Origin of the sequence: Opacimonas viscosa (assembly GCF_024199005.1) — a bacterium.
GTDB lineage: Bacteria > Pseudomonadota > Gammaproteobacteria > Enterobacterales > Alteromonadaceae > Opacimonas > Opacimonas viscosa.
The window spans coordinates 62,058-89,052 of the sequence record NZ_JANATA010000008.1; the positions used below are offsets into that span (position 1 = coordinate 62,058).

The following is a 26,995-nucleotide window of genomic DNA, read 5'->3' on the forward strand; positions in this document are numbered from 1 at the left end:
AATGAAAGTATTAGTGACAGGTGCCGCTGGCTTTATTGGAGCGCATGTTACCCGGGCTTTGCTCGAGCGTGGTGACTCGGTAGTTGGAGTGGATAATATTAATGATTATTATGATCCTAAGTTGAAATATGATCGCTTGGGATGGATTGATGGTCATCCAAATACTCATTTATTCCGATTTTTTAAATTGGATGTAGCTGACCAGCAAGGGATGTCAGAATTATTCGCCAATGAACAATTTGATAAAGTCATTCATCTTGCAGCACAAGCTGGTGTCCGTTATTCCATAGAAAATCCACATGCCTATATCAGTGCCAATGTCGTGGGTTTTATGAATATTCTTGAGGGGTGTCGCCATAATGCGGTAGCACATTTAGTGTATGCTTCTTCAAGTTCGGTCTATGGGGCCAATGAAGCGATGCCGTTTTCAGTTGAACACAATGTTGATCACCCCATTTCGTTGTATGCCGCAACTAAAAAAGCCAATGAAGCCATGGCGCATACTTATAGTCATTTATACAATTTACCGACGACAGGGCTACGGTTTTTTACTGTGTATGGTCCTTGGGGACGCCCAGATATGGCCCCAATTAAGTTCACCAAAGCAATCATGGCAGAAGAGACCATTCAGGTTTACAACTATGGTAATCATCGTCGTGATTTTACTTATATCGATGATATTGTCGCTGGTGTTGTACATACACTGGATCACACTGCAACAGCCAATACACAATGGCAAGCTCAAGCCCCTGACCCTGCAAGTAGTAAAGCACCTTGGCGTGTATATAATATAGGTGCACAAACCCCAGTACACTTGTTAACGTTTATTGAAACGTTGGAAAAAGCATTGGGTAAAGTCGCGAACAAAGAGTTATTGCCCATGCAACCAGGTGATGTGCAAGATACTTATGCCGATGTGGAGGCCTTGGTTAACGATGTGGGTTATCGGCCTAAAGTAGGGATTGAAAAAGGCGTAGAAGCTTTTGTGAAATGGTATAAAGAATACCATTCCCAGCACTTATCTTTGGTGCAATAAACCCGAGTGTATCGAGTGTTTATTTAATGCTGAAACAACGCTGCGGATTGTCGTAGTTTAGGTGGGAGAAATCGATTAACGGTTTCTCTACCCAGATTAAATAACTGCGTTTTCTCTTCTGGGGTAAATCCGAAATTAACGGCAGATAAGGATTTTGTATTTACTACAATAGTGCGATTCCAATAAGCCTGATGGACATATTCTCTGGATACTGCATCCATAAAAGTTTGGATAAGCATGGATACAAAGGTAGGGAGTTTTATCCATTTCTTCATAATGGGAGTTTTATCCTCAGAGCTCCCTTGTAGACGAAAACAAATCGAAGGGGTAGCATCTCCTTGCCAATCTCTAAATAATGCATCTTCAGATAAAATCGCGCCGTCTACTAAGATATGGTTTTCAAACTCTTTGAATGTGAAAACTAAAGGTATGGACATTGAGTAACGCACAGCTTGTGAGACTTTGATATCAGGTGTATTAGTCTTATTAAAGATGACTGGTTGACTATTCGCAACGTCAGTCGCGACAATATGTAAATCATACGCTAAATCAGCAAAAGTTTGTCCCTGGAGTTGTTTATCCATCCACTGCTCAAATACATCTCCAGAACCTAAGCCCCCTTGTGTCATTAAGCGCCATAGTGAGTTTTCTCGAAACATATTAAAGTTTGTTTCTTTGGCCAGCGTAAACATTTCTCCAATCGTTTTGCCTGAAGCAAACATAGACGCGACGACAGCACCACCAGAAACCCCAACCAAGGTTTTAAAATCAATTCCTTGGTCATGTAAAGCTTGAATGATACCAATGTGAGTTGAAAGACGTGTACCACCACCAGAAAAAATCGGGACAATTTGTTGTGGGGCCATTGAGTTATTAAGATGTTCGGATGCTAACATGGTTTGCTTTTAGTTATTGCTATTTTACTTTAGCATAGTAGATAAGATCTTAATTTGCCTATAAAAATCATGATTATCTGTTAGAGTCTAGTTATTGGTGATGGCTGTTGCAGCCTGACAGATTAATGATGAGTGCCACTATTAAGCAAAAAACGCTAGCTCAAGGTCCTCAGTCAGAATGAAACATTGAGTATTTGAGATAGCGTTTTGTAAATATGCCAGTGGCAATTTGTAATATGTGGATTAATGAGCTGCTAGACTTGCTTTCATCTCACGACGTCGTGCATGTAAGAGAGGCTCTGTATAGCCGCTAGGCTGGACGGAGCCCAAGACAATTAAATCACGAGCCGCTTGATAGCCAATGGACTGATTCAGGTTAGGCGTCATCGGAATATACTCTGCATCTGCTGCATTTTGCTCATCTACCAACGCAGCCATGCGAGCTAATGTTTCATCTATTTGCTCTAGAGAGACTAAACCATGCTCTAACCAGTTAGCGATATGTTGAGCAGAAATACGTAAAGTCGCTCGGTCTTCCATTAACCCAACATTATGAATGTCTGGGACTTTAGAACAACCCACTCCCTGGTGCACCCAGCGCACAACATAACCTAAAATCCCTTGAATATTGTTGTCTAACTCAGCTTGAATTTCCCTAGCTGATAAGACTCGTCCTGCTTCTAATAATGGAATATCTAGAATCGTATCGGTACCATCAAATTCTTCTTGTACCATTGTTTGTTGTAACCCAAATACATCGATTTGGTGATAATGCAACGCGTGTAAGGTTGCTGCAGTCGGAGAAGGTACCCATGCTGTGTTTGCACCGGCTTTAGGGTGACCAATTTTGGCCTCCATCATATTTGCCATTTGGTCTGGAATAGGCCACATACCTTTGCCTATTTGTGCTTTACCTGATAGCCCGGCACTCAAACCCGTGATGACATTGGATTTTTCATAAGCATGGATCCAAGGACGCGTTTTCAGTTCTGCTTTTGGAGCAAAAGCGGCGAGTTTCATCGAGGTATGGATTTCATCTCCAGTGCGATCCAAGAAGCCTGTATTGATGAACACTAAACGGTGCTGTGCCTCTGCAATACATGCTTTAAGATTGAGAGATGTACGACGTTCTTCATCCATTAAACCCATTTTTAAGGTATGGCGCTCGAGAGATAAAGCATCTTCAATCGCATTAAATAAATCATTACAGAAACGCACTTCTTCCGGGCCATGCATTTTGGGTTTAACGATATAAATACTGCCCGCTTTGGAATTGCTAAAAGGACTGTTACGGCGAAGATCATGGATCCCAATTAACGTGGTGATCATGCCATCCATAATCCCTTCAGGAATCGGCTCACCATTAAATAAAATTGCATCATTGGTCATTAAGTGACCAACGTTTCTGACAAACATGAGGCTACGTCCAGAGAGCGTCAGTGCTTGTCCGTTAACACCGGTATAAACACGATCTGCATGCATCTTGCGCGTGATCGTCTGATCCCCTTTTTGTACGGAAGTCGATAAACTACCTTGCATGAGACCTAACCAGTTTTGATAAACCAAGGTCTTATCTTCAGCATCGACAGCTGCGACTGAATCTTCACAGTCCATAATAGTACTGAGTGCTGACTCCATAAAAATATCTTTGATACCCGCGGGGTCCGCATCGGCAATTGGATGATTTTCAGCAAATTGGATTTCGACATGTAAGCCGTTATTTACCAAGACGATACATGAGGGGGCTTCGGGATTGCCTTGATAACCTAAAAACTGACCTATGTTGGCGAGTTCTGTTTGGGTACCATCAATGAGCGTAATCAATAATTGGCCAGTGCTGATATCATAGCGTGTGGCATTGACATGGGAGCCGTTCGCTAAAGGGGCTATATCATTTAAATACTCACGGGCTTGGCGAATGACTTTTTGGCCTCTAAGCGGGTTATACCTTGCAGTTTTTTCAGCCCCATCTTCATCATCAATCACATCTGTACCGTATAGCGCGTCATATAAACTACCCCATCGGGCATTGACAGCGTTAAGTGCATATCTGGCATTATTGATAGGTACTACAAGTTGTGGACCGGCCATGGTGGCTAATTCGGGATCAACATTTGCAGTGGTAATAGAGACATCACCTGGCACCGGGACAAGGTAACCAATCTCTTGTAAAAAGGCTTTGTACTGAGCGAATGAGGCGTCAGGTTGTGTGGTATGAAACGTATCAATTTGCGCTTGTAAAGCGGAACGTTTTTCCAATAACGCATTATTTTTAGGGACAAATTCTGTCAATACCTGCTCGAAAGAATGCCAAAACTCTGCAAAATCTACACCTGTATTGGGTAATGCTTGCTGTTCAATAAATTGGTCTAGCGTTGATGCGATATCTAATGCGCCGCGACGGATGTAGGTTGTCATTGGAAGTTCCTTATATTGCTTTATGTAAAGAGTATAAGTGAATTTGCATATATTGATTAGATTATAATAACTATGTTTGTTATTTATTTTATGAATGTATAATCACTCACTCATTTGCGTGGCAACATCTGTGATGAGTTTGCGCAACCATATGTGCCCAGCATCGTGATGTAAGAGTGCACTCCAAGCCATTTTTAAGGCAATCGGAGGAATATCAAATGGCGGAGCTGTAATAGCAATATCCGGATCATCAGCATAAATACGAGCTGCTCTACTAGGGAGTGTCGCAATCAAGTTCTGTGTTTTAGCCAGCTGTAAAGCAGCATGGTAATGGCGTGTAAATACGCGAATGTCCCGTTTCTTCCCAAGCTTAGTAAGCTCAGCATCTACCCAGCCTAATTTTTGAACTTCATTAGGATCAATCCCTACACCCACACCAAAACCGGTTTTACTCACCCAAATATGCTGCGAGTTTAGGTAAGACTGTAAGTTAAAATCATTGATGATAGGGTTTTTGGCTGCCATGACACAAGAAAATTGATCATACCAAATTACCTTTTGGTGAAATGATAATGGCAGGTCATCAAAGCGGTTAATTGCCATATCAACGCGACCTTGTTCCACATCGTGGAAGGTTACATCAGATGGCGTAATGAGATCTAAAGTAATGTTAGGCGCTTCAGTATGCAAGCGTTCGATAAGCCCCATTAATAGTGTGGACTCAGCATAGTCACTCGTCATAATCCGAAATGTACGGTGTGAAGTGGTCGGCTCAAATTCTACTTCGGGCTGAATAGACGTTTCTAATTTGCTTAATACATCGCGGATGATCGGCTGTAATTCTAAAGCGCGTTTGGTCGGTGTCATACCATCGCTGGTTCTGACCAACAGCGGGTCATTGAATAAATCACGTAGTCGCTTTAGACCATTACTCATTGCCGGTTGCGTGATACTTAACTGGATCGCAGCTTTGGTTACACTGCCTTCACGTAACAAGACATCCAAGTATACAAGTAAGTTAAGATCCACTTTAGCAATGTTCATGAACGGTCCTAAAAAATGATTTTGATTATTATAATTTAAACCAATACTTATTCGATACGCTATTGGTAGTAATGATATTGATTTATGCGTTCTCTACTGAGATATAAATGTGTCGCTTGAGGAAACCCAAACAAAAAAGCCCAATCAGCATGTGCAGATTGGGCTTTTAAATCAATTAGTGTTTAGTCAAATTGATTCATAGTGTTGTCTTCACCAGATGCTTTAAGTGCTTGGTCACCTGAGAAGTACTCTTTATGCGTATCACCTAAATCAGAACCTGCCATTGCTTGGTGTTTAACACACGCTAAACCTTGACGTAATTCTTGACGTTGAACACCTTTAACATACGCCAGCATACCTTGGTCGCCGAAGTAACCTTTGGCTAAGTTATCAGTCGATAACGCCGCTGTGTGGTATGTAGGTAAAGTGATTAAGTGGTGGAAGATACCTGCTTCACGAGCCGCATCTGCTTGGAAAGTACGAACTTTCTCATCAGCAACAGCCGCTAATTCAGTCTCATCATACTCAACAGACATTAGGTTAGCACGGTCATATGCAGAAACGTCTTTACCTTCTTCTACCCATAAATCAAAGATTTGCTGACGGAAGTTTAAGGTCCAGTTGAAAGATGGTGAGTTGTTATACACTAACTTCGCATTCGGTACTGTTTCACGGATTGCATTGACCATCTCAGCGATTTGACCTACGTGTGGTTTTTCAGTTTCAATCCATAGTAAGTCCGCACCGTTTTGTAGTGACGTTACACAATCTAGGACTACACGGTCAAAACCAGTGTTGTCTTTAAACTTGTATAAGCCGTTTGGTAAACGTACTGGCTTAACAATTTCGTTGTTTAACTTCATGACGGTATCGCCATTTTTTAACGCGTTCAGATCTTCTACTGGAGACGTTTCCAAGAATGCATTGTACTGTTCAGCTAAATCACCTTCTGTGTTAGATACTGGGATTTTTTGTGTCAAACCAGCGCCTAAAGAATCAGTACGAGCTACGATAACACCATCATCTACACCTAACTCAAGGAATGCATAACGAACAGCGTTAATTTTTGCTAAGAAATCTTCATGTGGCACGGTAACTTTACCGTCTTGGTGACCACATTGTTTTGCATCAGAAACCTGGTTTTCGATTTGGATACAACAAGCACCTGCTTCGATCATGCGTTTTGCGAGTAAGTACGTTGCTTCTTCGTTACCAAAACCAGCATCAATATCAGCAATGATTGGTACGATATGCGTTTCAAAGTTATCGATTTCAGCTTGAATAGCAGCGACATCGCCACCGTTTGCTTTTGCATCGTCAAGTTTGTTGAACAAGTTGCCTAATTCACGTGCATCCGCTTGACGTAGGAAAGTGTAAAGCTCTTCGATAAGTGCTGGAACAGATGTTTTTTCATGCATAGATTGGTCTGGTAAAGGACCAAACTCAGAACGTAATGCAGCAACCATCCAACCTGAAAGGTATAAATAAGATTTATCTGTAGTGCCTTGGTGCTTTTTCACTGCAAGCATTTTTTGTTGGCCTACGAAACCGTGCCAGCAACCTAAAGACTGTGTATACTGAGCAGAGTCAGCATCATAGTCTGCCATATCTTTACGCATAATACCTGCGGTATACTTAGCGATGTCTAAACCTGTCTTAAAACGGTTTTGTGTTTTCATGCGTGCCGCATACTCTGGGCTGATTGCATTCCATGTACCGTTTTGGGCAATTAAATCAGCAAATGCTGCTTGGTCTTGTTGATATTGAGACATACTCTTTATCCTTTCGTAGGGTGGGTAATAAATAACAAAAACATATTAGGTTTTCGTCAACACAACTTCATCCTAGAGCCTATTTCTTGATAAATAAAATCAATACAAAAGATTATCAGCATTCATTACGTGAATGATGGTTTGGCATGGTTTGATTTATGTGTTCTAGAGTGTATTCTTAATGCGTTATTTCTTGGGTGAATACTTGGGGTTGATTGTATTTATGGGATTTATTTAAAACTAAGGTATTATTGGCCAAGCTTGTCCTTGCGACTTTTTCACTTTTCGCTGTCTTTTTTCGGTATAATCTTGTGGTAAGTGTTTTCGGGATCCACTATCGATACAATTTTGATACATGATTTTTGTTAAAACCCGCTGTATTCTCTGACAGCTACAATCTATAACAACTACAATCTCTACCAACCAAAATGGCATATTTATGATGAAAAAAATACTGTGTATAGCCACCTTATCTTTCACTCTATTGGGTTGTAAAACGACCTTAGATCTAGATACTGATTCAGTAAAGCCGAGTGCTGCACCCGCACCTGTGACTGAACTTGTTAGTACTCCCCCATTAAATATTATTATGGTGGTCGCTGATGGTATGGGTCCAGCTTATACCTCTGGTTTTCGTTATTACAATGATGATCCCACTACACCAGAAGTGGAAACGAATTGGTTTGAACGCCATCATGTCGGTAATTCATCGACTTACCCCGCCAGTGTTTCAGGCTTAGTCACTGATTCTGCTGCCAGTGCGACTGCATTAGCATCTGGTGTGAAAAGTTATAACGGTGCGATTGGTGTAGATATCAATAAACAACCTGTTACTACGGTGTTACACACAGCAAAGTTAAAAGGGATGAGAACTGGTCTAGCGGTGACCTCACAGATTGTTCATGCTACGCCAGCGGCGTATGTGGCACATAATGAAAACCGTCGTAATTATGATGCAATAGCCGATAGTTACTTTGACGATCGTGTAGACGGACAGTTTAAAGTAGATGTGATGTTAGGTGGTGGCACCAAGTACTTTAAGCGGGAAGGGCGCGATTTAACGGCTGAGTTTGTCGGAGCCGGATACGTGTATGTCGATGATTACGCAGAATTAGCTGATGTGCCACAGGGGAGTAAACTCCTAGGTTTAATGGCACCTGTTGGTCTCCCTTGGGCCTTGGATGATCCCCAAGCGCAACGCCTGCAAGTATTAACAGAACAAGCCGTACGTCACTTAGAAAATCCAGAAGGTTTTTTCTTGTTAGTAGAAGCAAGCCAAGTTGATTGGGCCGGTCATGGTCGAGATATTAATGGTGCCATGGCGGAAATGTCAGACTTGCATGAGACTTTGTTATGGATTGAAGAATATCAAAAAACACATCCCAATACACTTGTGGTGGTGACTGCTGATCACAGCACAGGCGGCCTAACGCTTGCTGCAAATGGCGAATATCGCTGGTCTCCAGAAGATTTACATCAGATAAATATGTCAGTACCCAAAATGATCGAAACCATGTTAGCTGAACAGATGAATGGCACCGAAAGGGTCAATTTTATCAGCGAGCAGTTAGGCTTTGCATTAACTGCAGATCAAGAAGAAACATTAGTACTGTTGGATATGACACAACAACCAAGACCCTTAGAAGATGTCATCAAGCGCATGATCGATACCCATACCAATACGGGCTGGACAACACATGGGCATACCGCTATTGATGTGCAAATTTTTGCGCATGGTCCACACCAAGACATGTTTGCCGGATACTTGGATAACACTGAGATTGCGAAACGTATTTTTGCTATCTTAGAAAAGTAGTAAATAAACAGATAAACAGATGCATGGTTTTATATGCAGCATTTATTTGGGTAAGTGAAGTCGGTGTACTTAGGTAATGAAGGAGGAATGATATTCCTCCTTTTTTATTTGTTGGCTGCGAAAAGTGGATATCAGGTAGAGCGTCTGTTAACCACGCATAAATGTTTCAATATCTTCTCCGGTCATTTTTTTCATCTGATTAAACAAATAAAAAATAGCACCCATCAATAAAATCATACTAGGGATAACAATAACTGGATAACTAAGTGCCGTCATACGGCCTAGTTCTTCTGTGTATGCAGTTGTGCCAGGTTCTGAGACTAAGATCCATTTTGCCAAGGCATAATTTAACGCAGAAGACAAAAAGAAAGAACTTGCGACAATATAGTTACTAACGTCTATTTTCTTTTCAAAAGCTGCTGCCGCATTATTTTTGTCTAGTGAAGTATTTAGAGCATCCCAGTTAATGATTTTGTCATTTAATACTAATATTTTGATTAATGGTTTTTTCATATAGCGGGTAACTAATACCGCTATACCAATTAACCCTGGGATCGCAGCCTCTTTGATAGCGATATATTCCGCTGGTAATTTTAATAAGCTAAATGTACCTGTGAGTAACACACTCACGATGCCCAGAATAGAAAACATGTTCCACTTTTTGCTTTGTAATAACTCATAACTCCCATAGCCAACAGGGAATGCTAACGCCACAGCAATACTCCACAACGGGCCCAAATATTCAGGTTTGCTGGCATAACTCATAATGACCACAGGAATAATGATATTAAATGCCATATTAGCGAAAAAGTTTTCTTTTGGTTCTGATGCTTGCTCACTTGAGGGAGGGGGATTGGTTGTCATGTGCACTCTCTGGAAAATTGTTAGGCTTAGCTAAAGTCAATATTTAGGGTTAGCCTAATATGATGTGAGGTAAAAATCGAGACATATCTTGGGTTATCTCACTGCTGTCTTCGCGTACTGAAATGCCAGCAGGTAAATCGTCTACCAACCAAGAACCAATCAAAGTATGTTTATCAGCAAACTTTGGTAATGGTGTATATGCTTGGTAAATATATCCCTCTGCGCCATATGGACCAGAGGATTCGGTGAGAATACCCGTTTCATCAAAGATACTGATGTTTGCTCCTTCTCGAGAAAAAATAGGTTTTTTGACCCATTTTCCATGAGTGGTTTGGTGGTGTTCATCGGCAAAGTATGCAGGTAATAAATTAGGGTGTTCAGGGAACAAACGCCATAACATGGGTAATAAGGCTTTATTTGAAACAATAGACTTCCACATCGGCTCTAACCAGTTCACTTGTGCTTCTGGTACAAAGCGACCAAACTCTTCAGCAAACATAAACTCCCAAGGGTAGAGTTTGAAGCACTGTGCAATGACACGATCTAGTTTATCGGTAAAAAAGCCTTCAGGTGAAATCCCGATATCCTCGATAAATGAAAAATGCTGAGTCAACTCTGCAGCCTCGGCGCAATCTTGAAGATACTGGACTGTTCCTCGATCTTCTGCTGTATCTTTGCAACATGCAAAGTGAATATTGTGCCATTGCTCAGTGGTTTTAAGATTACGAAAACGATGCACCAGCTTTTCTTGTAATGAATTAAACTGATCACTGTTTCTCGGTAGCGCTCCTGATTGAATATTATCTTCCAACCACAACCATTGCCAAAAGCCTGTTTCATATAAGCTAGTGGGTGTATCACCATTATTTTCTAGTAATTTAGCCGGGCTGGTTCCATCATACGCAAAGTCCATACGTGAATATAAAGATGGCTCACTAGACTCCCAACTGTCTAGAATGGGCTGCCAAAATGACTCTGGGATACAAAATTTTTCTAACCATTGAGCATCGCGTGCTACGACGTCTACCACTGCCAAACACATTTGGTGTAACTCTTGGGTAGGAGTCTCAAGCTCATCTTCAATTTGCTTTAATGTGAATTGATAATAGGCGTTTTCTTGCCAATAAGGCTCACCATACATGGTATGAAAATGAAATCCATATTCTTGGGCAAGTGTTCGCCAGTGGGATCTTTCAGCAATGTTTTGCCGTAACATCTGTTAAGACCTATCCGCCGAAACTTCTGGTACTGGTACGTGCTACTGATTGACCAAAACCACCTCTAGACAAGGTCTTACTTGCTGTAGGTTTTGGTTTAAAACTACTTTGATACACCTTGGTACTGCGTTTATGCAACCCACCATATGATCTGCCATCAGCAGTGAACCATTGATTGCGCAAATTAGAGCGTCGCGAATAAGACGTAAATAAAGGTTGAGAGTAATAACGTTTTTTCTTCTTCTTTTTAAAATCGATATCTATATCATTGTCTAAAAAGCGGCTAAGCATAAAACCAGCCATGAAAGGCATAAAAAAAGAGCCATTACGGTTTTCAATATATTGGCAATTACTATCACCAAATTCATATTCGCAGTCATTTTCATTACTGAAACGTGGAGCCACTCTTTCCGCTTCCTCTACTGCTTCTTGGTAAGCAAAGGTACATTCAGTCATGTAATTAGGGTTGTCACTGGCACATTCATCAATGCTACGGTAGAGATTGGCTTCCATAGGATCTTCACCACAGCCACTGAGCAATACCGAAGCGATACCTACCGCGACGGGTTTAACAGCAAACCATTTGCGCAACTGAGGCAGATGAATGGTTGCACTTCTTTTGCTGCGGTGTGCTGTGTTCGGTTCTGGGGAAGACTGGTCGTATTGATTCATAACGTCCTCCTTAATATGTCATGCAAGCCGCATTTAATAAACCAACACCCACTGAAACTGAAGCTAAAATAACGCCTGCAGAAAGTTCGGCTTTTTCTAAACGCTCAGCAATTTTGGGCATAAAAGTAAAGCGTAAGATAGCAAAGGCTAATAATTGTGCTATCAATGCAATAACACTCCAGACCACATAATCAGTGAATGTGTCAGAGTTACTGATAGCACCTGAAATAGCGATACAAAAACCAATAATAGCCCCACCGAAAGCAACGGCAGCCGCTGTGTTTTGTTGGTCTTTAATTAAAGACCATTCGTTGTGCGGAGTAACCAAGGCATATAAAAATTTGAAAGCCAAAAGGAAGAGCAGTGCACTACCAAAATACACACCGAAATTAGCGAGGCCAGAAAGTGAAGTGGCAATAGTTTCCATTAGAGTTTTTCCCATTCAATCGTATTAATCCGTGAGCATGCGATATAAAACAAACGATCCCCTGCAGATACGGCATCGTCAAAATCAGGATTGACGATAATATGTTGTTTGTCGTTTGCTTTAGCATAGCCAATGAAAATAGCATTGTGGACTTTTTTCAATCCTAAAAAGACATTTTCTATAGCTAATTCAGAAATCTCTTGAGGCACAATTGTCGAATATTGCTCTTGGCCAGCTTCGACACTCAACAAATCATGATGTAACAGACTTGAGCCTGGGTCAAATGCCGATTTGGCGAGCATTTCAACTGCCACGCTCGGGGTGCACTCGACATTTGGGCAATGTTGTTGGAGCAACTCGACCAAGCTTTCATCATTAAAATACGCAACTATGTGCGCATCTTTATTGTTCTTTGAGCAATACAAAGCCGTTGTCATCGTCATATCGTCTTCTGGATTATCGATGAGAATAGTTTTTGCTTCGGTAATATTCGCTTTGTCCATATCGGTATCACGATTGAATGAAGCAACTTTAACAAACTCAATAATACCAGGTAGGGGATTAGTAATATCCGCTCTCACGCATAACACTATCTCATTTTTTTCCAAACTTTGTTCGCGCTCTGCGATGAGTAGTTGCAACAGTTGCATGGTTCTTTCACCATTCCAACCAATCACTAAAATATGGTTAGTTTCCATAATGTCTTTTAATCCTTTGATATTTTTTTGCCATTGATTACTCGCAAATGCCGCGATGCGACCAATGACGAGGGCAAAAATACTTAACCCAACAGGGATAATGAATAGACTGACCACCAACTTACCCATAGCGGTGGTGGGTGAATAATCACCATAACCTACGGTAGAGCTGGTCACTGCCAAATAATATAAAAAATCGACAGGGTCAGTCAGTGGCGTTTCTTTGGCTAAATACAATAACCACCAAGCGACACTAGCGTAGAGCAAGGTGCCTGCAGCGATCGTAACTGCATTTGCTTGGTTGAAATACTGCATTACAACACGTTTGACTTTGTTCCAAACGGTCATTGCTTCCCTTTGAAGAAGATAAAATTTATAAAATATTAACGAGAATCAAAAGAAATTACCACTGCTGAAAATGTAAGCATTTGTCAATAAATTAGGACTGAAGTAGTGCGGACTAAAATCAACGTGCTTGATATGCACTGTCCTTGTATATAGCAAATCCATGATTCATCCTGAATCAAATTAGCTGATGGGTTGATGATATAAGGTCACCATTAGGACAAAAAAAAGCCCATAAAACTATGGGCTAAAGGTTTTCTTGGAGAACACACATGAATGTATTGATTTAAATATAGTTAAGTCTTAGTACTTGCCATGATATGCAAATATACCCATGTATGGTTTTTCATACCTATTGGGGAGTTGTGCTGAAGCTTGTCGCACAGATGTGGCTGATATATGATTGCGCGGTCTTAAATTACTAACGTTTTATCGGCGCATTATATGAAAACTTCAGATTTTGGTTTTTCTTTACCAGAGCATCTTATTGCGAAATACCCTACTGCAGAGCGCACCGCTTCGCGCTTACTTCGCTTGGATGGTCAAACAGGACAAACCTCACACCATCAATTCCCCGATATGTTAGATTTTGTCAATGCAGGTGATTTACTCATCTTTAACAATACTCGGGTTATTCCTGCGCGTCTACTGGGGCAAAAAGCCTCTGGCGGTAAAGTGGAAGTCTTGGTCGAGAGAATGCTCGATGAACACCGGATTTTGGCTCATGTGAGAGCTAATAAATCGCCTAAACCCGGAAACGTGTTAATCCTTGAAGGCGCCATTGAGGCAACGATGATCGCTCGCCATGACGCTTTATTTGAACTGGAATTTGCCGGCAGTGAATCGGTGTTAAGTTTACTTGAAGCACATGGACATATGCCATTGCCTCCTTACATAGACCGTCCCGATGAAGACTCCGATAAAGAACGCTACCAAACTGTCTATAATGAAAAGCCCGGTGCAGTTGCAGCTCCGACTGCCGGATTGCATTTTGATGAAACGTTATTAAATAAGCTTAAAGAAAAAGGTGTGCAAACCGCTTTTGTGACCTTGCATGTTGGGGCCGGTACATTCCAACCCGTCAAAGTAGATAATGTTGAAGAACATATCATGCACTCCGAATATGCTGAAGTACCTGAAACGGTCGTGGAGCAAATAAAAGCGACGAAATCTGCGGGTAATCGAGTAATAGCAGTCGGTACTACTTCGATGCGTTCAGTTGAATCTGCCGCAAAAAAAGGCGACCTGACAGGTGAATTAATTGTTCCTTTTTACGAGGATACACAGATATTTATCTATCCTGGTTTCGAGTTTAAAATTTTTGATGCGATGTTCACCAATTTCCATTTACCAGAGTCTACTTTGATGATGTTAATTAGTGCTTTTGCTGGTAAAGACAATGTCATGTCAGCATATGCTGATGCGATTGCCAACGAGTACCGTTTCTTTAGTTATGGTGACTCTATGTTTATTGAAAAGCGTTAAGATATTTATTGTGTTTTTTGTTATACTGCGCCCCAGAAAAATTGTGTCATAGAGAAGATTGTGGAATTTAAATTACTTGCTACTCAAGGTAAAGCACGTCGTGGACAACTCGTATTCCCTCGCGGAATCGTTGAAACACCTGCATTCATGCCAGTCGGGACCTACGGAACCGTAAAGGGAATGACCCCAGAAGAACTGAAGGATACCGGGGCCCATATTTGTTTGGGCAATACCTTTCACCTCATGTTACGTCCTGGCACAGGGATTATTCAGCAACATGGTGATTTACACGATTTCATGCACTGGGATAAGCCAATTTTAACTGATTCAGGTGGTTTCCAGGTATTTAGTTTAGGTGCAATGCGCAAGATTGATGAGCATGGGGTGACCTTTCGCTCACCGATTAACGGTGAAAAAATCCTATTAACCCCAGAAAAATCAATAGAAGTTCAACGTGAACTTGGCTCCGATATTGTCATGATTTTTGATGAGTGCACACCATATCCAGCCACTGAACAAGAAGCGCGTGTTTCCATGGAGTTATCATTACGTTGGGCTCAGCGCAGTAAAGATGAACATGGCGATAGTCAATCCGCTTTATTTGGTATCGTCCAAGGTGGAATGTATCCAGCGCTGCGTGAAGTCTCTTTAAAAGGCCTAACCGATATTGGTTTTGACGGCTACGCAATTGGGGGCTTATCAGTCGGCGAGCCGAAAGAGGACATGATTAATGTTTTGGATCATATTGCTTATCAATGCCCAGAAGACAAGCCTCGCTACTTGATGGGAGTGGGTAAGCCGGAAGACATTGTGGAAGCGGTAAGACGTGGTATTGATATGTTTGATTGTGTAATGCCCACCCGCAATGCGCGCAATGGTCACTTATTTGTCACCGAGGGCGTCATTAAAATCCGTAATGCTAAACACAAAACAGATACTGGGCCATTAGATGAAAAATGTGACTGTTACACTTGTAAAAATTATTCTCGGTCATACTTACACCATTTAGACAAGTGTAATGAGATATTAGGTGCACGTTTGAACACGATTCACAATCTGCGTTATTACCAGCGTGTGATGCAAGGATTGAGAAGTGCTATCGAAGCAGGTACTTTAGATGATTTTGTGGCAGAATTTTATGCCCAAAAAGGAATGCCGGTACCGGCATTAGCCGAATAATTTAAAATAAGAATTTACATAAATATAGGAACTATTATGAGTTTATTTATCGCAAACGCACACGCTCAAACAGCCGGTGGTACTGGCGCAGCAAGCGGCTTTGAAATGTTAATTATGTTAGCCGTTTTTGGTTTAATTTTTTATTTCTTGTTATACCGCCCTCAGGCAAAGCGTGTAAAAGAGCATAAAAACCTAGTTTCATCGCTTGCCAAAGGTGACGAAGTGTTAACTCAAGGTGGTTTAGTTGGCAAAATCACGAAGGTTTCTGATGATAAAGATTTCATCGAGATCGGTTTAAATGATAACCAAAACGTTGTTGTGCAGAAAGCTGCGGTAACAACCATCCTACCTAAAGGGACGATGAAGTCTCTATAAGTATGATTAAGGCAGACTGCGGTTTGCCTTTATTTTTTATGCCTCTTGTTTAAGGACATGTTGTGTTAAACAAAACTTCCCTTTGGAAATTGTTGTTGGTATTAGTTGTGGTGGGTGCGAGTGCTCTCTATGCTTTACCTAACATATATGGTGAAGATCACGCCATCCAAATTTCTGCAGGCCGGAATGCTCAAGTGACCGAGCAAATGATCACGTCTATCGAAGCGCAACTAAAAGCGAACGATATCGCCATTAAACGCACTGAATTTACTGATGGTAAAATTCTGGTGCGCGTACCCGACTCTGATACACAGTTAGTTGCACGTGAGTTATTGCAAAAGCAATTGGGTGACGAATACTTTGTGGCGATGAACTTAGCACCTGACACACCCAAATGGTTAGCTGATCTTGGCGGTGCTCCGATGAAGCTAGGTTTAGATTTACGTGGTGGTGTCCATTTCTTGATGGAAGTGGATATGAATTCAGCCATTGGTAAAGCCCAAGAAGATTTAGTCGGTGATTTTAAATCAGCTTTGCGTGAAGAAAAATTACGTTATCGCTCGGTTAAACAAGCTGGGGCAGGTGTTAATATCCAGTTCCGTGATCAAGCTACACTAGACTCAGCACGTTTTTTCTTGCGTAACCGCAACCCAGATTTGGTGTTTACGGAGCGTGATGGTTTGGTCATCGTGGCAACGTTTAGTGAAAACCGTTTAAAGCAAATTCGTGACTACGCAGTAAAACAAAACATCACTATTATACGCAATCGTGTTAATCAGTTAGGTGTCGCTGAACCATTAGTACAAAAACAAGGTGCAGAACGTATTGTCGTCCAATTACCTGGTATTCAAGATACGGCAAAAGCCAAAGAGATTTTGAATGCGACAGCGACGTTAGAGTTTCGTATGGTAGACCAAGACAATGATGTTCGCGATGCGGTAAATGGACGTATTCCGGCGAGTTCTATCTTGGTAAAAGACCGTTCAGGTCAACCTCAATTGTTGAAAAAACGTGTCATGTTAACGGGTAATCACATTGTTGACGCGAACAGTGGTGCGGATGAATACGGGATCCCTCAGGTCAATATCTCTTTAGACTCCAAAGGTGGCAGCAAAATGTCACAAGGGACCAAAGACAATATTGGTAACCCCATGGCAACTGTGTTCATTGAATATAAATCAACCGGTGAACGCGATGCTAACGGCAAACTAATTTTTGAGAAAAAAGAAGAAGTCATTAGTATTGCTACTATTCAAGCTCGCTTGGGTAGTAACTTTCGTATTACGGGTTTAGATTCTCCCAAAGAAGCACGGGATCTGTCTTTGCTACTTAGAGCAGGTGCATTGATCGCGCCAATTACTATCGTCGAAGAAAGAACGGTTGGTCCCAGCTTAGGGGCTGAGAATATTGAATTAGGCATGCAAGCTATCCAAGGCGGTCTGCTGTTAGTGCTGGTCTTCATGCTTATTTATTACAAAGCATTTGGGATAGTGGCCAACGTCGCTTTGATTGCGAACCTAGTGATGATTGTCGGTATTATGTCGATGATTCCTGGGGCTACACTAACCTTACCAGGTATGGCCGGGATCGTATTAACTGTTGGTATGGCAGTCGATGCAAACGTCTTGATATACGAACGCATAAGAGAAGAGTTACGTGATGGACGTTCACCACAACAAGCCATACATCATGGTTATGATAGTGCTTTCTCAACAATTTTAGATGCTAATATTACAACATTTATTGCTGGTCTGATTTTATTCGCAATCGGTACCGGACCGATCAAAGGGTTCTCGATTACTCTGATGATTGGTATTGCGACATCTATGTTCACTGCAATTGTTTTGACACGAGTGATCGTGAATTTAGTTTGGGGCGGTCGTCGCCTTGAAAAGCTTTGGATATAGGGAGTAGTTCATGCAATTATTGAAATTAAACAGCACCATTAAATTCATGAAGCTACGCATCCCAGCGTTGGTTTTCTCTACCTTACTTATTTTGGGGTCGCTAGGGTCATTAGCCGTAAACCAATTAAATTGGGGCCTAGACTTCACTGGTGGTACGTTAATCGAAGTAGGTTATCCAGAAGCCGCCAAGCTAGACCAAATTCGTCAACAATTAGACCGTTCTGGTTTTGGTGACGCGGTTGTGCAAAACTTTGGTTCTAGCCAAGATGTATTGATTCGTCTTGCGCCACGCGATGGCGTTAAAGCGGTCGAGATCGGTGATCAAGTCATGGCGTCCTTACGCGAAGCAGGCCAAGAAGTTGATATGCGTCGGATTGAGTTTGTGGGTCCTAATGTAGGTGAAGAACTCACAGAACAAGGTGGGTTAGCCATGCTAACAGCCCTAATCTGTATCTTGATCTATGTCGCAATGCGTTTTGAATGGCGCTTTGCACTAGGTTCAGTATCAGCATTAGCACATGACGTGATCATTACTTTGGGTTTGTTTTCCATTTTGCAACTAGAGTTTGATTTGACTATTTTGGCAGCGGTTCTTGCGGTCATTGGGTATTCATTAAATGATACGATTGTTGTATCTGACCGTATCCGAGAAAACTTCCGTAAAATACGTAAATCAGAACCAGAAGAAATCATTAATATTTCTTTAACACAAACACTTAACCGAACCATCATTACCTCAGTGACAACCATTTTGGTGTTATTGGCATTGTTCTATCAGGGTGGGGCATTGATTCACGGTTTTGCAACGGCGCTATTATTCGGCGTATTCATCGGTACTTATTCTTCGATTTATATTTCGAGTTCAGTCGCGTTGTTATTAGGTATTTCAAAAGAAGATTTAATACCTGAAGTTGTTGAGAAAGAAGGTGAAGATTTAGAGCCGATGCTCTAACTATTGAGGGGGGAGCGGATAACTTTTATCCCTCAACCCTGGTTCCGAAAGCTTTTTCTAATATGCTCAATCTAGTATGACTGTATAAATAAAGTCAAAAAAACCGACGATACTCACAAGTATACGTCGGTTTTTTTTGGTCTTTCTTATTTTAGATGTTTCACTAAATGCTGTACGACTCTTGGGTTACCTGCGACGATTTGACCTTTATCAATCGGGTCATTACCACCAGAAAAATCGGTAACTAAACCACCTGATTCGCGAACGATTAATTCACCCGCAGCCATATCCCATGGTTTTAAACCTGATTCCCAATAACCATCAAATTTACCAGCAGCAACATACGCTAAATCTAGTGCTGCAGAACCGGTACGACGAACATCGCCACAAGAATGGAAAATCGGAGTGAAACTCTCCATATATTGATTAAACGATGACTTATCTTTGAAAGGAAAAGCGGTACACAAGATAGTATCGCTAACATCTTTTTTGTTATTGACGCGAATACGGAAGCCGTTTAGCTGGGCCCCTTGACCTTTTGACGCAGTAAATAAATCACCACGAATCGGATCGAAAATAACTGCTTGGTCTAAACGACCTTTGTAAAGAAGTGCAATAGAAACACAAAAATGGGGGATACCTTTGATAAAGTTCGTAGTGCCGTCAAGTGGATCAATAATCCATTTGAACGTTTCATCACCTTTGATAATGCCACTTTCTTCACCCATAAAGCTATGGTCTGGGTAAGATTGTTGAATTTTCTCAATGATGGCTTGTTCTGCATCCTGGTCAACCTTGGTCACATAATCTTGTGAGCCCTTAACGGAGATGGTTAGGTCTGAACGGTTTTCAAAACCACGTGTTATTACACTGCCCGCGCTTCTTGCTGCACGGATCGCTATGTTTAGCATTGGATGCATGAATTTCTCACTACGTAAATTGTCAAAGAACATCGAAAATAAATCGTTTATTTTCTAAATCGAAAGTTTATAACCATATGATTATAGCAAAAAAGTAGACCAAGGGGAATTTTAGTAAATATTAAACTTTTTCGCCAAAATCAATGATAGGAAACTGGTCTAGAGATGCATGTTTATGACTTAAAACAGTCCTCCCTAGTGATTTAAAACACGCCCTTATGGTAGAATACAGCAATTGTGAATTGGATGATGACTACCATGCTAGAAAATATTAAAGTCGTTCTTGTTAACACCTCTCATACAGGAAATATTGGTTCCGCAGCTCGGGCTATGAAAACTATGGGCTTGAGCCAATTAGTGTTAGTTGATCCCGTTTCTGCACCTGATGGTAAATCCAGTGCTTTGGCCGCTGGTGCCGGAGATGTTTTAGCGAATGCACAAACCGTTGGCACTTTAGCTGAAGCCGTGGCCGATTGTGCATTGGTAGTGGGAACTTCAGCACGCTCAAGAACGTTACCATGGCCGATGCTCGAACCCAGAGAGTGTGGGCTAAAAATGGTTCAAGAAGGACAGCATGGTCCTGTTGCACTTGTTTTTGGTCGTGAAAACAATGGTCTGTCTAATGATGAGCTGCAGCAATGTCATTATCACGTTTGTATTCCCGCAAATCCAGAATACAGTTCCTTGAATTTAGCAGCTGCAGTACAGACGCTATGCTACGAAGTGCGAATGGGCTATTTAGGGCAGGAGAGCTATCCTGAACCAGAAAATGAATACCCACTGAGTGCCGATCTTGAGCGTTTTTATGTTCACTTGGAAAACACGTTATCAGATGCTGATTTTATACAAAAGAATCATCCTGGTGTGGTCATGACCAAATTACGACGTTTAGTTAACCGAGCTCGACCAGAAGCTCAAGAATTAAATATTCTGCGTGGTATTTTATCCTCGGTTGATAAACTCACCAAAAAGGACTAGCAAAAGCCATGTTTCGTCATATTCGTGAAGATATAAAAAGTGTTTATCACCGTGATCCTGCCGCCCGTAATACGCTAGAAATATTGACTAATTATCCAGGCTTACATGCAATATGGTTACATCGCATTAGCCATAAATTATGGGGTTGGCGATTAAAATGGATTGCTCGTACTCTATCTACGTTTGGCCGGTTTATTACCGGTGTCGAAATTCACCCTGGCGCCACCTTAGGCCGTCGTTTCTTTATTGATCATGGCATGGGGATTGTGATCGGTGAAACCGCACAAATCGGCGATGATGTCACCTTGTATCACGGTGTCACTCTAGGCGGAACATCCTGGAAAGCGGGTAAACGTCACCCTACATTGGAAGATAATGTTGTGATTGGTGCTGGTGCTAAGGTGCTTGGCCCCATTACGATAAAGAAGGGAGCTAAGGTAGGAAGTAACTCTGTGGTGGTGAAAGATGCGCCAGAAAATTCGACGGTGATAGGCATTCCAGGTCGGATCATTTTAGCTAAAAGCGCGGAATCAAAGGAACAAAACACCGATGGTAAACGAGCCAAAATTGCCCAGAAATACGGTTTCGATGCGTATGCTGTATCAGACGATAATCCAGACCCAGTAGCTTCAGCAATGGGCATGTTGTTAGAACACGTGCATCTGATGGACAACAAAGTACAAGAAATGTGCACTGCTATTCAGGAAATGGGTGGTGAGGTGTGTAGTGAAAGTGTGCCAAAAATGAATTTAGATGATTTTGAGGCAACGGGTATGAGCCAAGCAAAAGCTGAAGATCACGACAAATTTGACCCTATTATCTAAGGTGTGGCATGTACCTTTTACAAACCGTTAACAATACTTGACTAATTTAGTCGGATATATACTTGACTAAAATAGTCGGGATTATATAATTGACTTGTGTTTGTTCTGGGTAAGTTTATGAAATTAACATCTAAAGGTCGTTACGCTGTTACTGCTATGCTGGACGTTGCTCTACATTCAGAGAACGGCCCTGTCCCATTGGCTGATATTTCAGAGCGCCAAGAGATTTCTTTATCTTATTTAGAACAATTATTTGCAAAATTACGTAAACAGCAGCTCGTGACAAGTATTAGAGGCCCTGGTGGCGGATACCGCTTAGGTAGGTCAGCTGATAATATCGCCATTGGCGAAGTCATCGCAGCGGTAAATGAATCCATTGATGCGACAAAATGTAATGGCAAGGCCGACTGTCACGGCGGCGAAAAGTGTTTAACCCATAATTTGTGGCAAGATTTGTCTGACAGAATTAGTAAATTTTTAGATAGCATTACATTAGGTGAGTTAGTTGCCAAGCAACATAATAGAAACCATGTAGATGCTGTCAATGATAACCTTAACCAAAAAATCAACGTTAGTTTTCAGTTGTAACCGGAGCGCAGAATGAGCGATTTACAATTACCGATTTATCTAGATTATTCCTCGACTACACCAGTTGATCCACGTGTAGCGAAGAAGATGACCGAATGCCTCGAAATGGAAGGTAATTTTGGTAATCCAGCTTCCCGCTCACACCGTTTTGGTTGGGTCGCAGAAGAAGCAGTTGATATTGCACGTAACCAAGTTGCAGATTTAGTTAATGCAGATCCTCGTGAGATTGTATTTACTTCTGGTGCTACAGAATCAAATAACCTAGCTATCAAAGGCGCGGCTACTTTTTACCAAAAACGCGGTAAACATGTAATTACATTAAAAACAGAGCATAAAGCCGTTTTGGATACGTGTCGTCAACTAGAGCGTGAAGGTTTCGAAGTGACATATTTGGAGCCTGAAGCATCAGGTTTAGTGGACTTAGGTAAGTTAGAAGCAGCCATGCGTGAAGATACGGTTTTAGTTTCCATCATGCACGTAAATAATGAAATTGGCGTGATACAAGATATCGCAGCAATCGGTGAATTATGCCGCAGTAAAAAAATCTTATTCCACGTCGATGCGGCACAGTCGACAGGTAAAGTTGAGATTGATTTAAAAACACTAAAAGTGGATCTGATGTCTTTTTCTGCTCACAAAACATACGGGCCTAAAGGCATTGGCGCATTATACGTTTGTCGTAAACCTCGTGTACGTATCGAAGCGCAAATTCACGGCGGTGGCCATGAACGCGGCATGCGTTCAGGTACATTAGCCACGCACCAAATCGTAGGTATGGGTGAAGCATTTGCCCTAGCGAAACAAGAGCTCGCTGCAGAAAATGAGCGAATTTTGAAATTGCGCACGCGTTTATGGGATGGCATAAAAGATATGGAAGCCGTCTACCTAAATGGTGATCTTGAGCATCGTGTACCACACAATCTAAACGTATCCTTTGCTTATGTCGAAGGTGAATCTTTGATCATGGCCTTGAAAGATATGGCCGTATCTTCTGGTTCGGCATGTACTTCAGCATCTCTTGAGCCGTCATATGTACTGCGAGCTTTAGGCTTAAATGATGAATTAGCACATAGTTCCATTCGCTTTAGTTTTGGTCGTTTTACGACAGAAGAAGAAATTGACCATGTCATTGGCGTGATTAACAACGCGATTGGCAAGTTACGTGAAATGTCACCTCTTTGGGACATGTACAAAGAAGGGATTGATTTGTCTACTGTTGAGTGGGCACATCACTAAAATGAGTGAGCCAGCCTTTATGGTTTGGCTCAATATCAGTCACTACGATTGCTAGTGACGATAGGTAAATGATAAAATTATTAATACTAGCTAGTCTAAAACAGCTAGTTTGCATGAGAAGGGTAAGATCATGGCTTATAGCGAAAAAGTAATCGACCATTATGAGAATCCACGTAATGTTGGTGGTTTTGATAAAAATGACCCTAGTGTTGCCACTGGCATGGTAGGTGCTCCGGCATGTGGCGATGTTATGAAGTTACAATTAAAAGTAGGTGAGAACGGTATTATCGAAGATGCAAAGTTCAAAACTTACGGTTGTGGTTCTGCCATTGCTTCTAGTTCACTTGTCACTGAGTGGGTTAAGGGTAAGACATTAGATGAAGCAACAGAAATCAAAAATACTGATATTGCTGAAGAACTAGCATTACCACCAGTGAAGATTCACTGCTCAATCTTAGCTGAAGATGCAATTAAAGCAGCAGTAAAAGATTACAAAAGCAAAAACTAAGTAATATAAGTAGGAGAGACCCCGTGGCAATTACGGTAACTGATGCAGCAGCAAAAAGAGCAAGTGACTTTCTGACGAACAGAGGGCATGGCTTGGGCTTGCGTTTAGGCGTAAAAACTACAGGCTGTTCTGGACTTGCTTATGTTCTTGAGTTTGTCGATGAACTCAATGAAGACGATACTGTGTTTGAACACAATGATGTAAAAATCATTATAGATGGTAAAAGTCTTGTGTATTTAGACGGCACAGAGTTAGATTTTGCCAAAGAAGGCCTCAACGAAGGTTTTCAATTTATCAACCCAAACGCAAATGGCGAGTGTGGTTGTGGCGAAAGCTTTAACGTATAGTTTTTGCAATCGCCTACATTAGCAGTTCAAAATTTTGAGCTGCTTTTTATTTTGAGCCTATTCTTAAAGCTTATTATATCTAATATATAAAGAGTTGTTGTTGATGAATTTTTTTACTTTGTTTGATTTACCAGAAACACTGGATGTAGATAAGGCGAAGTTGAGTGCTACTTATCAAATACTGCAACAACTGACCCATCCAGACAAATTTAGCACCGGTAGTGACCAAGAAAAACGTATTGCGTTACAAAAAAACTCTCAAGTTAACGACGGTTACAGTGTGCTTAAAAACCCTCTTGCTCGAGCGCAGCATTTATTGAGTCTACGTGGGGTTGATGTGAAAGATGAACAGCACACCATGCAAGACACAGCATTCTTGATGCAGCAAATGGAGTGGCGTGAAGCACTAGAAGATGCACAAAATGATGAAGATGCACTTTGGCAGTTTCATACGGATGTAACCCAAACGATTAAATCTGAGTATAGCCACTTATCAGAACTTTTTAATGAAGAGGCTGACGTAACTATCCTTGCTAATGCACTACGTAAACTCACATTTATGTATAAATTCCAAGAACAAGTGCAACAGCACTTGGACAAATTTGAAGACTAATTATTATGGCATTATTGCAAATTGCAGAACCAGGACAAGCGGCCGCTCCTCATCAACGTAAGCTAGCGGTTGGGATAGATTTAGGAACGACCAATTCATTAGTCGCAACGGTCCGCAGTGGTGTAAGCGAGACCTTAGCAGATAGCGACGGCGAACACTTACTGCCTTCTGTCGTTCACTATGCACAAGATACTACGGTGGTTGGCCTGGCTGCAGAACAAGTCGCGGCCCAAAAGCCAAAAGATACGATTGTCTCAGTAAAACGTTTTTTAGGGCGTTCTTTAGCAGATATTCAAGCAACCTGGCCAAACCTTCCTTATGCATTTGTTGCTGACGAAGACCAGCCCAACAATATTCAACTCGCTGTGGCCGGTAAGATTAAAACTCCGGTAGAAGTATCGTCTGAGATTTTACAAGTATTGAAACAACGTGCAGAAGAGACTTTAGGTGATGAATTAACCGGTGCTGTGATTACCGTTCCTGCTTATTTTGATGATGCGCAACGTCAAAGTACCAAAGATGCCGCGCAACTGGCCGGCTTAAATGTTTTACGTTTACTAAACGAGCCTACCGCTGCGGCTATAGCCTATGGTTTGGATTCTGGCCAAGAAGGTTTAATTGCTGTCTATGATTTAGGCGGTGGTACGTTTGATATTTCGATTTTACGTTTACACAAGGGTGTTTTTGAAGTACTTGCCACGGGTGGAAATTCGGCGTTAGGTGGAGATGATTTTGATCATGCTATTGTTGATTTATGGTCACAACGCTGGGGTCTTACTGATGCGGCAAACAAAACCTACTATCGTGAACTGGTCACTCTAGCGAAAGCGACTAAACAAACATTATCCGCTGTGGCTAATGTCCACCAAGAGTGTGTGTTAGGCGATATTACCTACGATGCTTCTTTGAGCATAACTGAGTTTAATGCTGCAGTGCAGCCTTTGGTCCAAAAAACCATTAAAGCGTGTCGGCGCAGTTTGAAAGATGCTGAGGTGAGTGCTGATGAAATACTTGCCGTCGTCATGGTGGGGGGCTCAACTCGAGTGCCATTGGTCCGTGAGCAGGTTAGTGAGTTTTTCGGTCGACCAGCGTTAACTGCGATAGACCCAGATAAAGTGGTAGCGATAGGCGCAGCGACCCAAGCGGATATTTTAGCCGGTAATAAACCTGATGCAGATATGCTGTTGTTGGATGTACTACCTTTGTCCTTGGGTTTAGAAACTATGGGTGGTTTAGTCGAAAAAGTGATTGGCCGCAATACGACCATTCCAGTTGCCAAAGCTCAAGAATTTACGACCTTCAAAGATGGTCAGACTGCTATGATGGTACATGTACTTCAAGGTGAAAGAGAATTAGTCGAAGATTGTCGTTCCTTAGCCAAGTTCACTTTGACAGGTATCCCACCAATGGCCGCTGGTGCTGCTCACATAAGGGTAACGTTCCAAGTCGATGCCGATGGTTTATTAAGTGTGACAGCTATGGAAAAATCATCAGGTGTACAAGCAGAAATTCAAGTGAAACCATCGTTTGGTCTGGCTGAAGAACAAATTTCATCTATGCTAAAAGCATCTATGACAAACGCGAAAGACGATATGCAACAACGGATGTTAAAAGAACAGCAAGTTGAAGCTGCTCGAGTCTTAGAAGCGTTAAATTCTGCACTCCAAGATAGTGGTGATAAGTTGCTAAGTCCTGCTGAATTAACGGCATTGCGAGACACTATGCAGACACTAGAAAAGGCAGCACAGGGCACAGACACCCAAGCCATTAAAGATGCCATTAAGCTAGTCGACAATGCTTCTCAAGACTTTGCGACTAGAAGAATGGATTTCTCAATACAACAAGCCTTAGCGGGTAAAACCGTTGATACGATTTAAT

Annotated in this window: 25 protein-coding genes; 15 read left to right on the top strand and 10 right to left on the bottom strand. The window is 41.6% G+C overall.

Going from position 1 to position 26,995, the window contains the following annotated elements; translation table 11 throughout:
- Position 1 precedes the first annotated feature (1 nt).
- Positions 2–1,036 carry an NAD-dependent epimerase gene (locus NLF92_RS06120; RefSeq protein ID WP_254099864.1) on the top strand — a complete coding sequence of 345 codons (1,035 nt, stop codon included), beginning with the start codon at positions 2–4 and terminating at the stop codon, positions 1,034–1,036.
- Between the two features lie 23 nt (positions 1,037–1,059).
- On the opposite strand, the gene NLF92_RS06125 is transcribed toward NLF92_RS06120, so the two are convergent.
- From NLF92_RS06125 to NLF92_RS06140, 4 genes are all read right to left on the bottom strand, one after another.
- Complete coding sequence (locus NLF92_RS06125; RefSeq protein WP_254099866.1) at positions 1,060–1,932, bottom strand: patatin-like phospholipase family protein; 873 nt, start codon at positions 1,930–1,932, stop codon at positions 1,060–1,062.
- 243 nt (positions 1,933–2,175) lie between these two features.
- Entirely contained in the window at positions 2,176–4,350 is a 2,175-nt protein-coding gene (locus NLF92_RS06130; protein ID WP_254099868.1) for a malate synthase G, read from the bottom strand.
- 102 nt (positions 4,351–4,452) lie between these two features.
- On the bottom strand, positions 4,453–5,394 hold the full coding sequence (locus NLF92_RS06135) for a LysR family transcriptional regulator (RefSeq protein WP_254099870.1): 942 nt from the start codon (positions 5,392–5,394) through the stop codon (positions 4,453–4,455).
- A gap of 182 nt (positions 5,395–5,576) precedes the next feature.
- Positions 5,577–7,166 carry an isocitrate lyase gene (locus NLF92_RS06140; protein WP_254099871.1) on the bottom strand — a complete coding sequence of 530 codons (1,590 nt, stop codon included), beginning with the start codon at positions 7,164–7,166 and terminating at the stop codon, positions 5,577–5,579.
- Positions 7,167–7,605: 439 nt separating this feature from the next.
- Here NLF92_RS06140 and NLF92_RS06145 point away from each other — a divergent pair, with 439 nt between their 5' ends.
- On the top strand, positions 7,606–8,982 hold the full coding sequence (locus NLF92_RS06145; RefSeq protein WP_254099873.1) for an alkaline phosphatase: 1,377 nt from the start codon (positions 7,606–7,608) through the stop codon (positions 8,980–8,982).
- 147 nt (positions 8,983–9,129) lie between these two features.
- Here the strand turns inward: NLF92_RS06145 and NLF92_RS06150 are convergent, their stop codons facing one another.
- Genes NLF92_RS06150 through NLF92_RS06170 form a run of 5 tightly spaced genes read right to left on the bottom strand, consistent with a single transcriptional unit; the run spans position 9,130 to position 13,208 of the window.
- A complete protein-coding gene (locus NLF92_RS06150; RefSeq protein ID WP_254099875.1) occupies positions 9,130–9,846 on the bottom strand; it encodes a VC0807 family protein in 717 nt (238 codons plus the stop codon).
- A gap of 49 nt (positions 9,847–9,895) precedes the next feature.
- Positions 9,896–11,062, bottom strand: a complete 1,167-nt coding sequence (locus tag NLF92_RS06155; protein WP_254099877.1) for a glutathionylspermidine synthase family protein — start codon at positions 11,060–11,062, stop codon at positions 9,896–9,898.
- 10 nt (positions 11,063–11,072) lie between these two features.
- Positions 11,073–11,735 (bottom strand): DUF1190 domain-containing protein, encoded by a 663-nt coding sequence (locus NLF92_RS06160; protein ID WP_254099879.1) that lies wholly within the window; start codon positions 11,733–11,735, stop codon positions 11,073–11,075.
- A 10-nt stretch (positions 11,736–11,745) separates the two neighbouring features.
- A complete protein-coding gene (locus tag NLF92_RS06165; RefSeq protein ID WP_254099881.1) occupies positions 11,746–12,162 on the bottom strand; it encodes a DUF350 domain-containing protein in 417 nt (138 codons plus the stop codon).
- Complete coding sequence (locus NLF92_RS06170) at positions 12,162–13,208, bottom strand: ion channel (protein WP_254099883.1); 1,047 nt, start codon at positions 13,206–13,208, stop codon at positions 12,162–12,164. Before NLF92_RS06170 ends, NLF92_RS06165 begins: the two co-directional genes overlap by 1 nt.
- Positions 13,209–13,649: 441 nt before the next feature.
- On the opposite strand from NLF92_RS06170, the gene queA reads away from it, so the two are divergent.
- The 5 genes from queA (at position 13,650) to secF (ending at position 19,103) form a co-directional block, all read left to right on the top strand.
- A complete protein-coding gene (queA, locus tag NLF92_RS06175; RefSeq protein WP_254099885.1) occupies positions 13,650–14,690 on the top strand; it encodes a tRNA preQ1(34) S-adenosylmethionine ribosyltransferase-isomerase QueA in 1,041 nt (346 codons plus the stop codon).
- A 60-nt stretch (positions 14,691–14,750) separates the two neighbouring features.
- Positions 14,751–15,869, top strand: coding sequence for a tRNA guanosine(34) transglycosylase Tgt (gene tgt / locus NLF92_RS06180; protein WP_254099887.1), 1,119 nt, complete (start codon positions 14,751–14,753; stop codon positions 15,867–15,869).
- 36 nt (positions 15,870–15,905) lie between these two features.
- On the top strand, positions 15,906–16,244 hold the full coding sequence (gene yajC, locus NLF92_RS06185; protein ID WP_254099889.1) for a preprotein translocase subunit YajC: 339 nt from the start codon (positions 15,906–15,908) through the stop codon (positions 16,242–16,244).
- A 62-nt stretch (positions 16,245–16,306) separates the two neighbouring features.
- Positions 16,307–18,151 (top strand): protein translocase subunit SecD, encoded by a 1,845-nt coding sequence (gene secD, locus NLF92_RS06190; RefSeq protein ID WP_254099891.1) that lies wholly within the window; start codon positions 16,307–16,309, stop codon positions 18,149–18,151.
- Between the two features lie 10 nt (positions 18,152–18,161).
- Positions 18,162–19,103, top strand: a complete 942-nt coding sequence (secF, locus tag NLF92_RS06195; protein ID WP_254099893.1) for a protein translocase subunit SecF — start codon at positions 18,162–18,164, stop codon at positions 19,101–19,103.
- A 146-nt stretch (positions 19,104–19,249) separates the two neighbouring features.
- Here secF and suhB read toward each other — a convergent pair whose 3' ends face one another.
- A complete protein-coding gene (gene suhB / locus NLF92_RS06200) occupies positions 19,250–20,023 on the bottom strand; it encodes an inositol-1-monophosphatase (RefSeq protein ID WP_254099895.1) in 774 nt (257 codons plus the stop codon).
- A 258-nt stretch (positions 20,024–20,281) separates the two neighbouring features.
- Here suhB and trmJ point away from each other — a divergent pair, with 258 nt between their 5' ends.
- The 8 genes from trmJ to hscA all read left to right on the top strand — a co-directional run bounded on the left by trmJ (position 20,282) and on the right by hscA (position 26,994).
- Positions 20,282–21,001, top strand: coding sequence for a tRNA (cytosine(32)/uridine(32)-2'-O)-methyltransferase TrmJ (trmJ, locus tag NLF92_RS06205; RefSeq protein ID WP_254099897.1), 720 nt, complete (start codon positions 20,282–20,284; stop codon positions 20,999–21,001).
- An 8-nt stretch (positions 21,002–21,009) separates the two neighbouring features.
- Positions 21,010–21,825, top strand: a complete 816-nt coding sequence (cysE, locus tag NLF92_RS06210) for a serine O-acetyltransferase (RefSeq protein ID WP_254099899.1) — start codon at positions 21,010–21,012, stop codon at positions 21,823–21,825.
- 117 nt (positions 21,826–21,942) lie between these two features.
- Positions 21,943–22,413, top strand: coding sequence for a Fe-S cluster assembly transcriptional regulator IscR (gene iscR, locus NLF92_RS06215; RefSeq protein WP_254099901.1), 471 nt, complete (start codon positions 21,943–21,945; stop codon positions 22,411–22,413).
- A gap of 12 nt (positions 22,414–22,425) precedes the next feature.
- Positions 22,426–23,649 carry an IscS subfamily cysteine desulfurase gene (locus NLF92_RS06220; RefSeq protein WP_254099903.1) on the top strand — a complete coding sequence of 408 codons (1,224 nt, stop codon included), beginning with the start codon at positions 22,426–22,428 and terminating at the stop codon, positions 23,647–23,649.
- Positions 23,650–23,779: 130 nt separating this feature from the next.
- Positions 23,780–24,157: a Fe-S cluster assembly scaffold IscU gene (gene iscU / locus NLF92_RS06225; RefSeq protein WP_254099905.1), complete on the top strand. Its 378-nt coding sequence runs from the start codon at positions 23,780–23,782 to the stop codon at positions 24,155–24,157.
- A 23-nt stretch (positions 24,158–24,180) separates the two neighbouring features.
- Entirely contained in the window at positions 24,181–24,504 is a 324-nt protein-coding gene (gene iscA / locus NLF92_RS06230; protein ID WP_254099907.1) for an iron-sulfur cluster assembly protein IscA, read from the top strand.
- A 103-nt stretch (positions 24,505–24,607) separates the two neighbouring features.
- Complete coding sequence (gene hscB / locus NLF92_RS06235) at positions 24,608–25,117, top strand: Fe-S protein assembly co-chaperone HscB (RefSeq protein ID WP_254099909.1); 510 nt, start codon at positions 24,608–24,610, stop codon at positions 25,115–25,117.
- 5 nt (positions 25,118–25,122) lie between these two features.
- Entirely contained in the window at positions 25,123–26,994 is a 1,872-nt protein-coding gene (hscA, locus tag NLF92_RS06240; protein ID WP_254099911.1) for a Fe-S protein assembly chaperone HscA, read from the top strand.
- Position 26,995: the final 1 nt, after the last annotated feature.

Bases quoted from the DNA above. Each gene is read 5' to 3' on its own strand.
- NLF92_RS06130 (WP_254099868.1), bottom strand. From the start codon at position 4,350: ATGACAACCTACATCCGTCGCGGCGCATTAGATATCGCATCAACGCTA.
- hscA (WP_254099911.1), top strand. From the start codon at position 25,123: ATGGCATTATTGCAAATTGCAGAACCAGGACAAGCGGCCGCTCCTCAT.
- NLF92_RS06150 (WP_254099875.1), bottom strand. From the start codon at position 9,846: ATGACAACCAATCCCCCTCCCTCAAGTGAGCAAGCATCAGAACCAAAA.
- NLF92_RS06120 (WP_254099864.1), top strand. From the start codon at position 2: ATGAAAGTATTAGTGACAGGTGCCGCTGGCTTTATTGGAGCGCATGTT.
- hscB (WP_254099909.1), top strand. From the start codon at position 24,608: ATGAATTTTTTTACTTTGTTTGATTTACCAGAAACACTGGATGTAGAT.
- NLF92_RS06160 (WP_254099879.1), bottom strand. From the start codon at position 11,735: ATGAATCAATACGACCAGTCTTCCCCAGAACCGAACACAGCACACCGC.
- NLF92_RS06140 (WP_254099871.1), bottom strand. From the start codon at position 7,166: ATGTCTCAATATCAACAAGACCAAGCAGCATTTGCTGATTTAATTGCC.
- trmJ (WP_254099897.1), top strand. From the start codon at position 20,282: ATGCTAGAAAATATTAAAGTCGTTCTTGTTAACACCTCTCATACAGGA.
- NLF92_RS06125 (WP_254099866.1), bottom strand. From the start codon at position 1,932: ATGTTAGCATCCGAACATCTTAATAACTCAATGGCCCCACAACAAATT.
- iscR (WP_254099901.1), top strand. From the start codon at position 21,943: ATGAAATTAACATCTAAAGGTCGTTACGCTGTTACTGCTATGCTGGAC.
- NLF92_RS06135 (WP_254099870.1), bottom strand. From the start codon at position 5,394: ATGAACATTGCTAAAGTGGATCTTAACTTACTTGTATACTTGGATGTC.
- NLF92_RS06170 (WP_254099883.1), bottom strand. From the start codon at position 13,208: ATGACCGTTTGGAACAAAGTCAAACGTGTTGTAATGCAGTATTTCAAC.
- secF (WP_254099893.1), top strand. From the start codon at position 18,162: ATGCAATTATTGAAATTAAACAGCACCATTAAATTCATGAAGCTACGC.
- NLF92_RS06220 (WP_254099903.1), top strand. From the start codon at position 22,426: ATGAGCGATTTACAATTACCGATTTATCTAGATTATTCCTCGACTACA.
- iscU (WP_254099905.1), top strand. From the start codon at position 23,780: ATGGCTTATAGCGAAAAAGTAATCGACCATTATGAGAATCCACGTAAT.
- NLF92_RS06165 (WP_254099881.1), bottom strand. From the start codon at position 12,162: ATGGAAACTATTGCCACTTCACTTTCTGGCCTCGCTAATTTCGGTGTG.
- NLF92_RS06145 (WP_254099873.1), top strand. From the start codon at position 7,606: ATGATGAAAAAAATACTGTGTATAGCCACCTTATCTTTCACTCTATTG.
- yajC (WP_254099889.1), top strand. From the start codon at position 15,906: ATGAGTTTATTTATCGCAAACGCACACGCTCAAACAGCCGGTGGTACT.
- suhB (WP_254099895.1), bottom strand. From the start codon at position 20,023: ATGCATCCAATGCTAAACATAGCGATCCGTGCAGCAAGAAGCGCGGGC.
- queA (WP_254099885.1), top strand. From the start codon at position 13,650: ATGAAAACTTCAGATTTTGGTTTTTCTTTACCAGAGCATCTTATTGCG.
- NLF92_RS06155 (WP_254099877.1), bottom strand. From the start codon at position 11,062: ATGTTACGGCAAAACATTGCTGAAAGATCCCACTGGCGAACACTTGCC.
- cysE (WP_254099899.1), top strand. From the start codon at position 21,010: ATGTTTCGTCATATTCGTGAAGATATAAAAAGTGTTTATCACCGTGAT.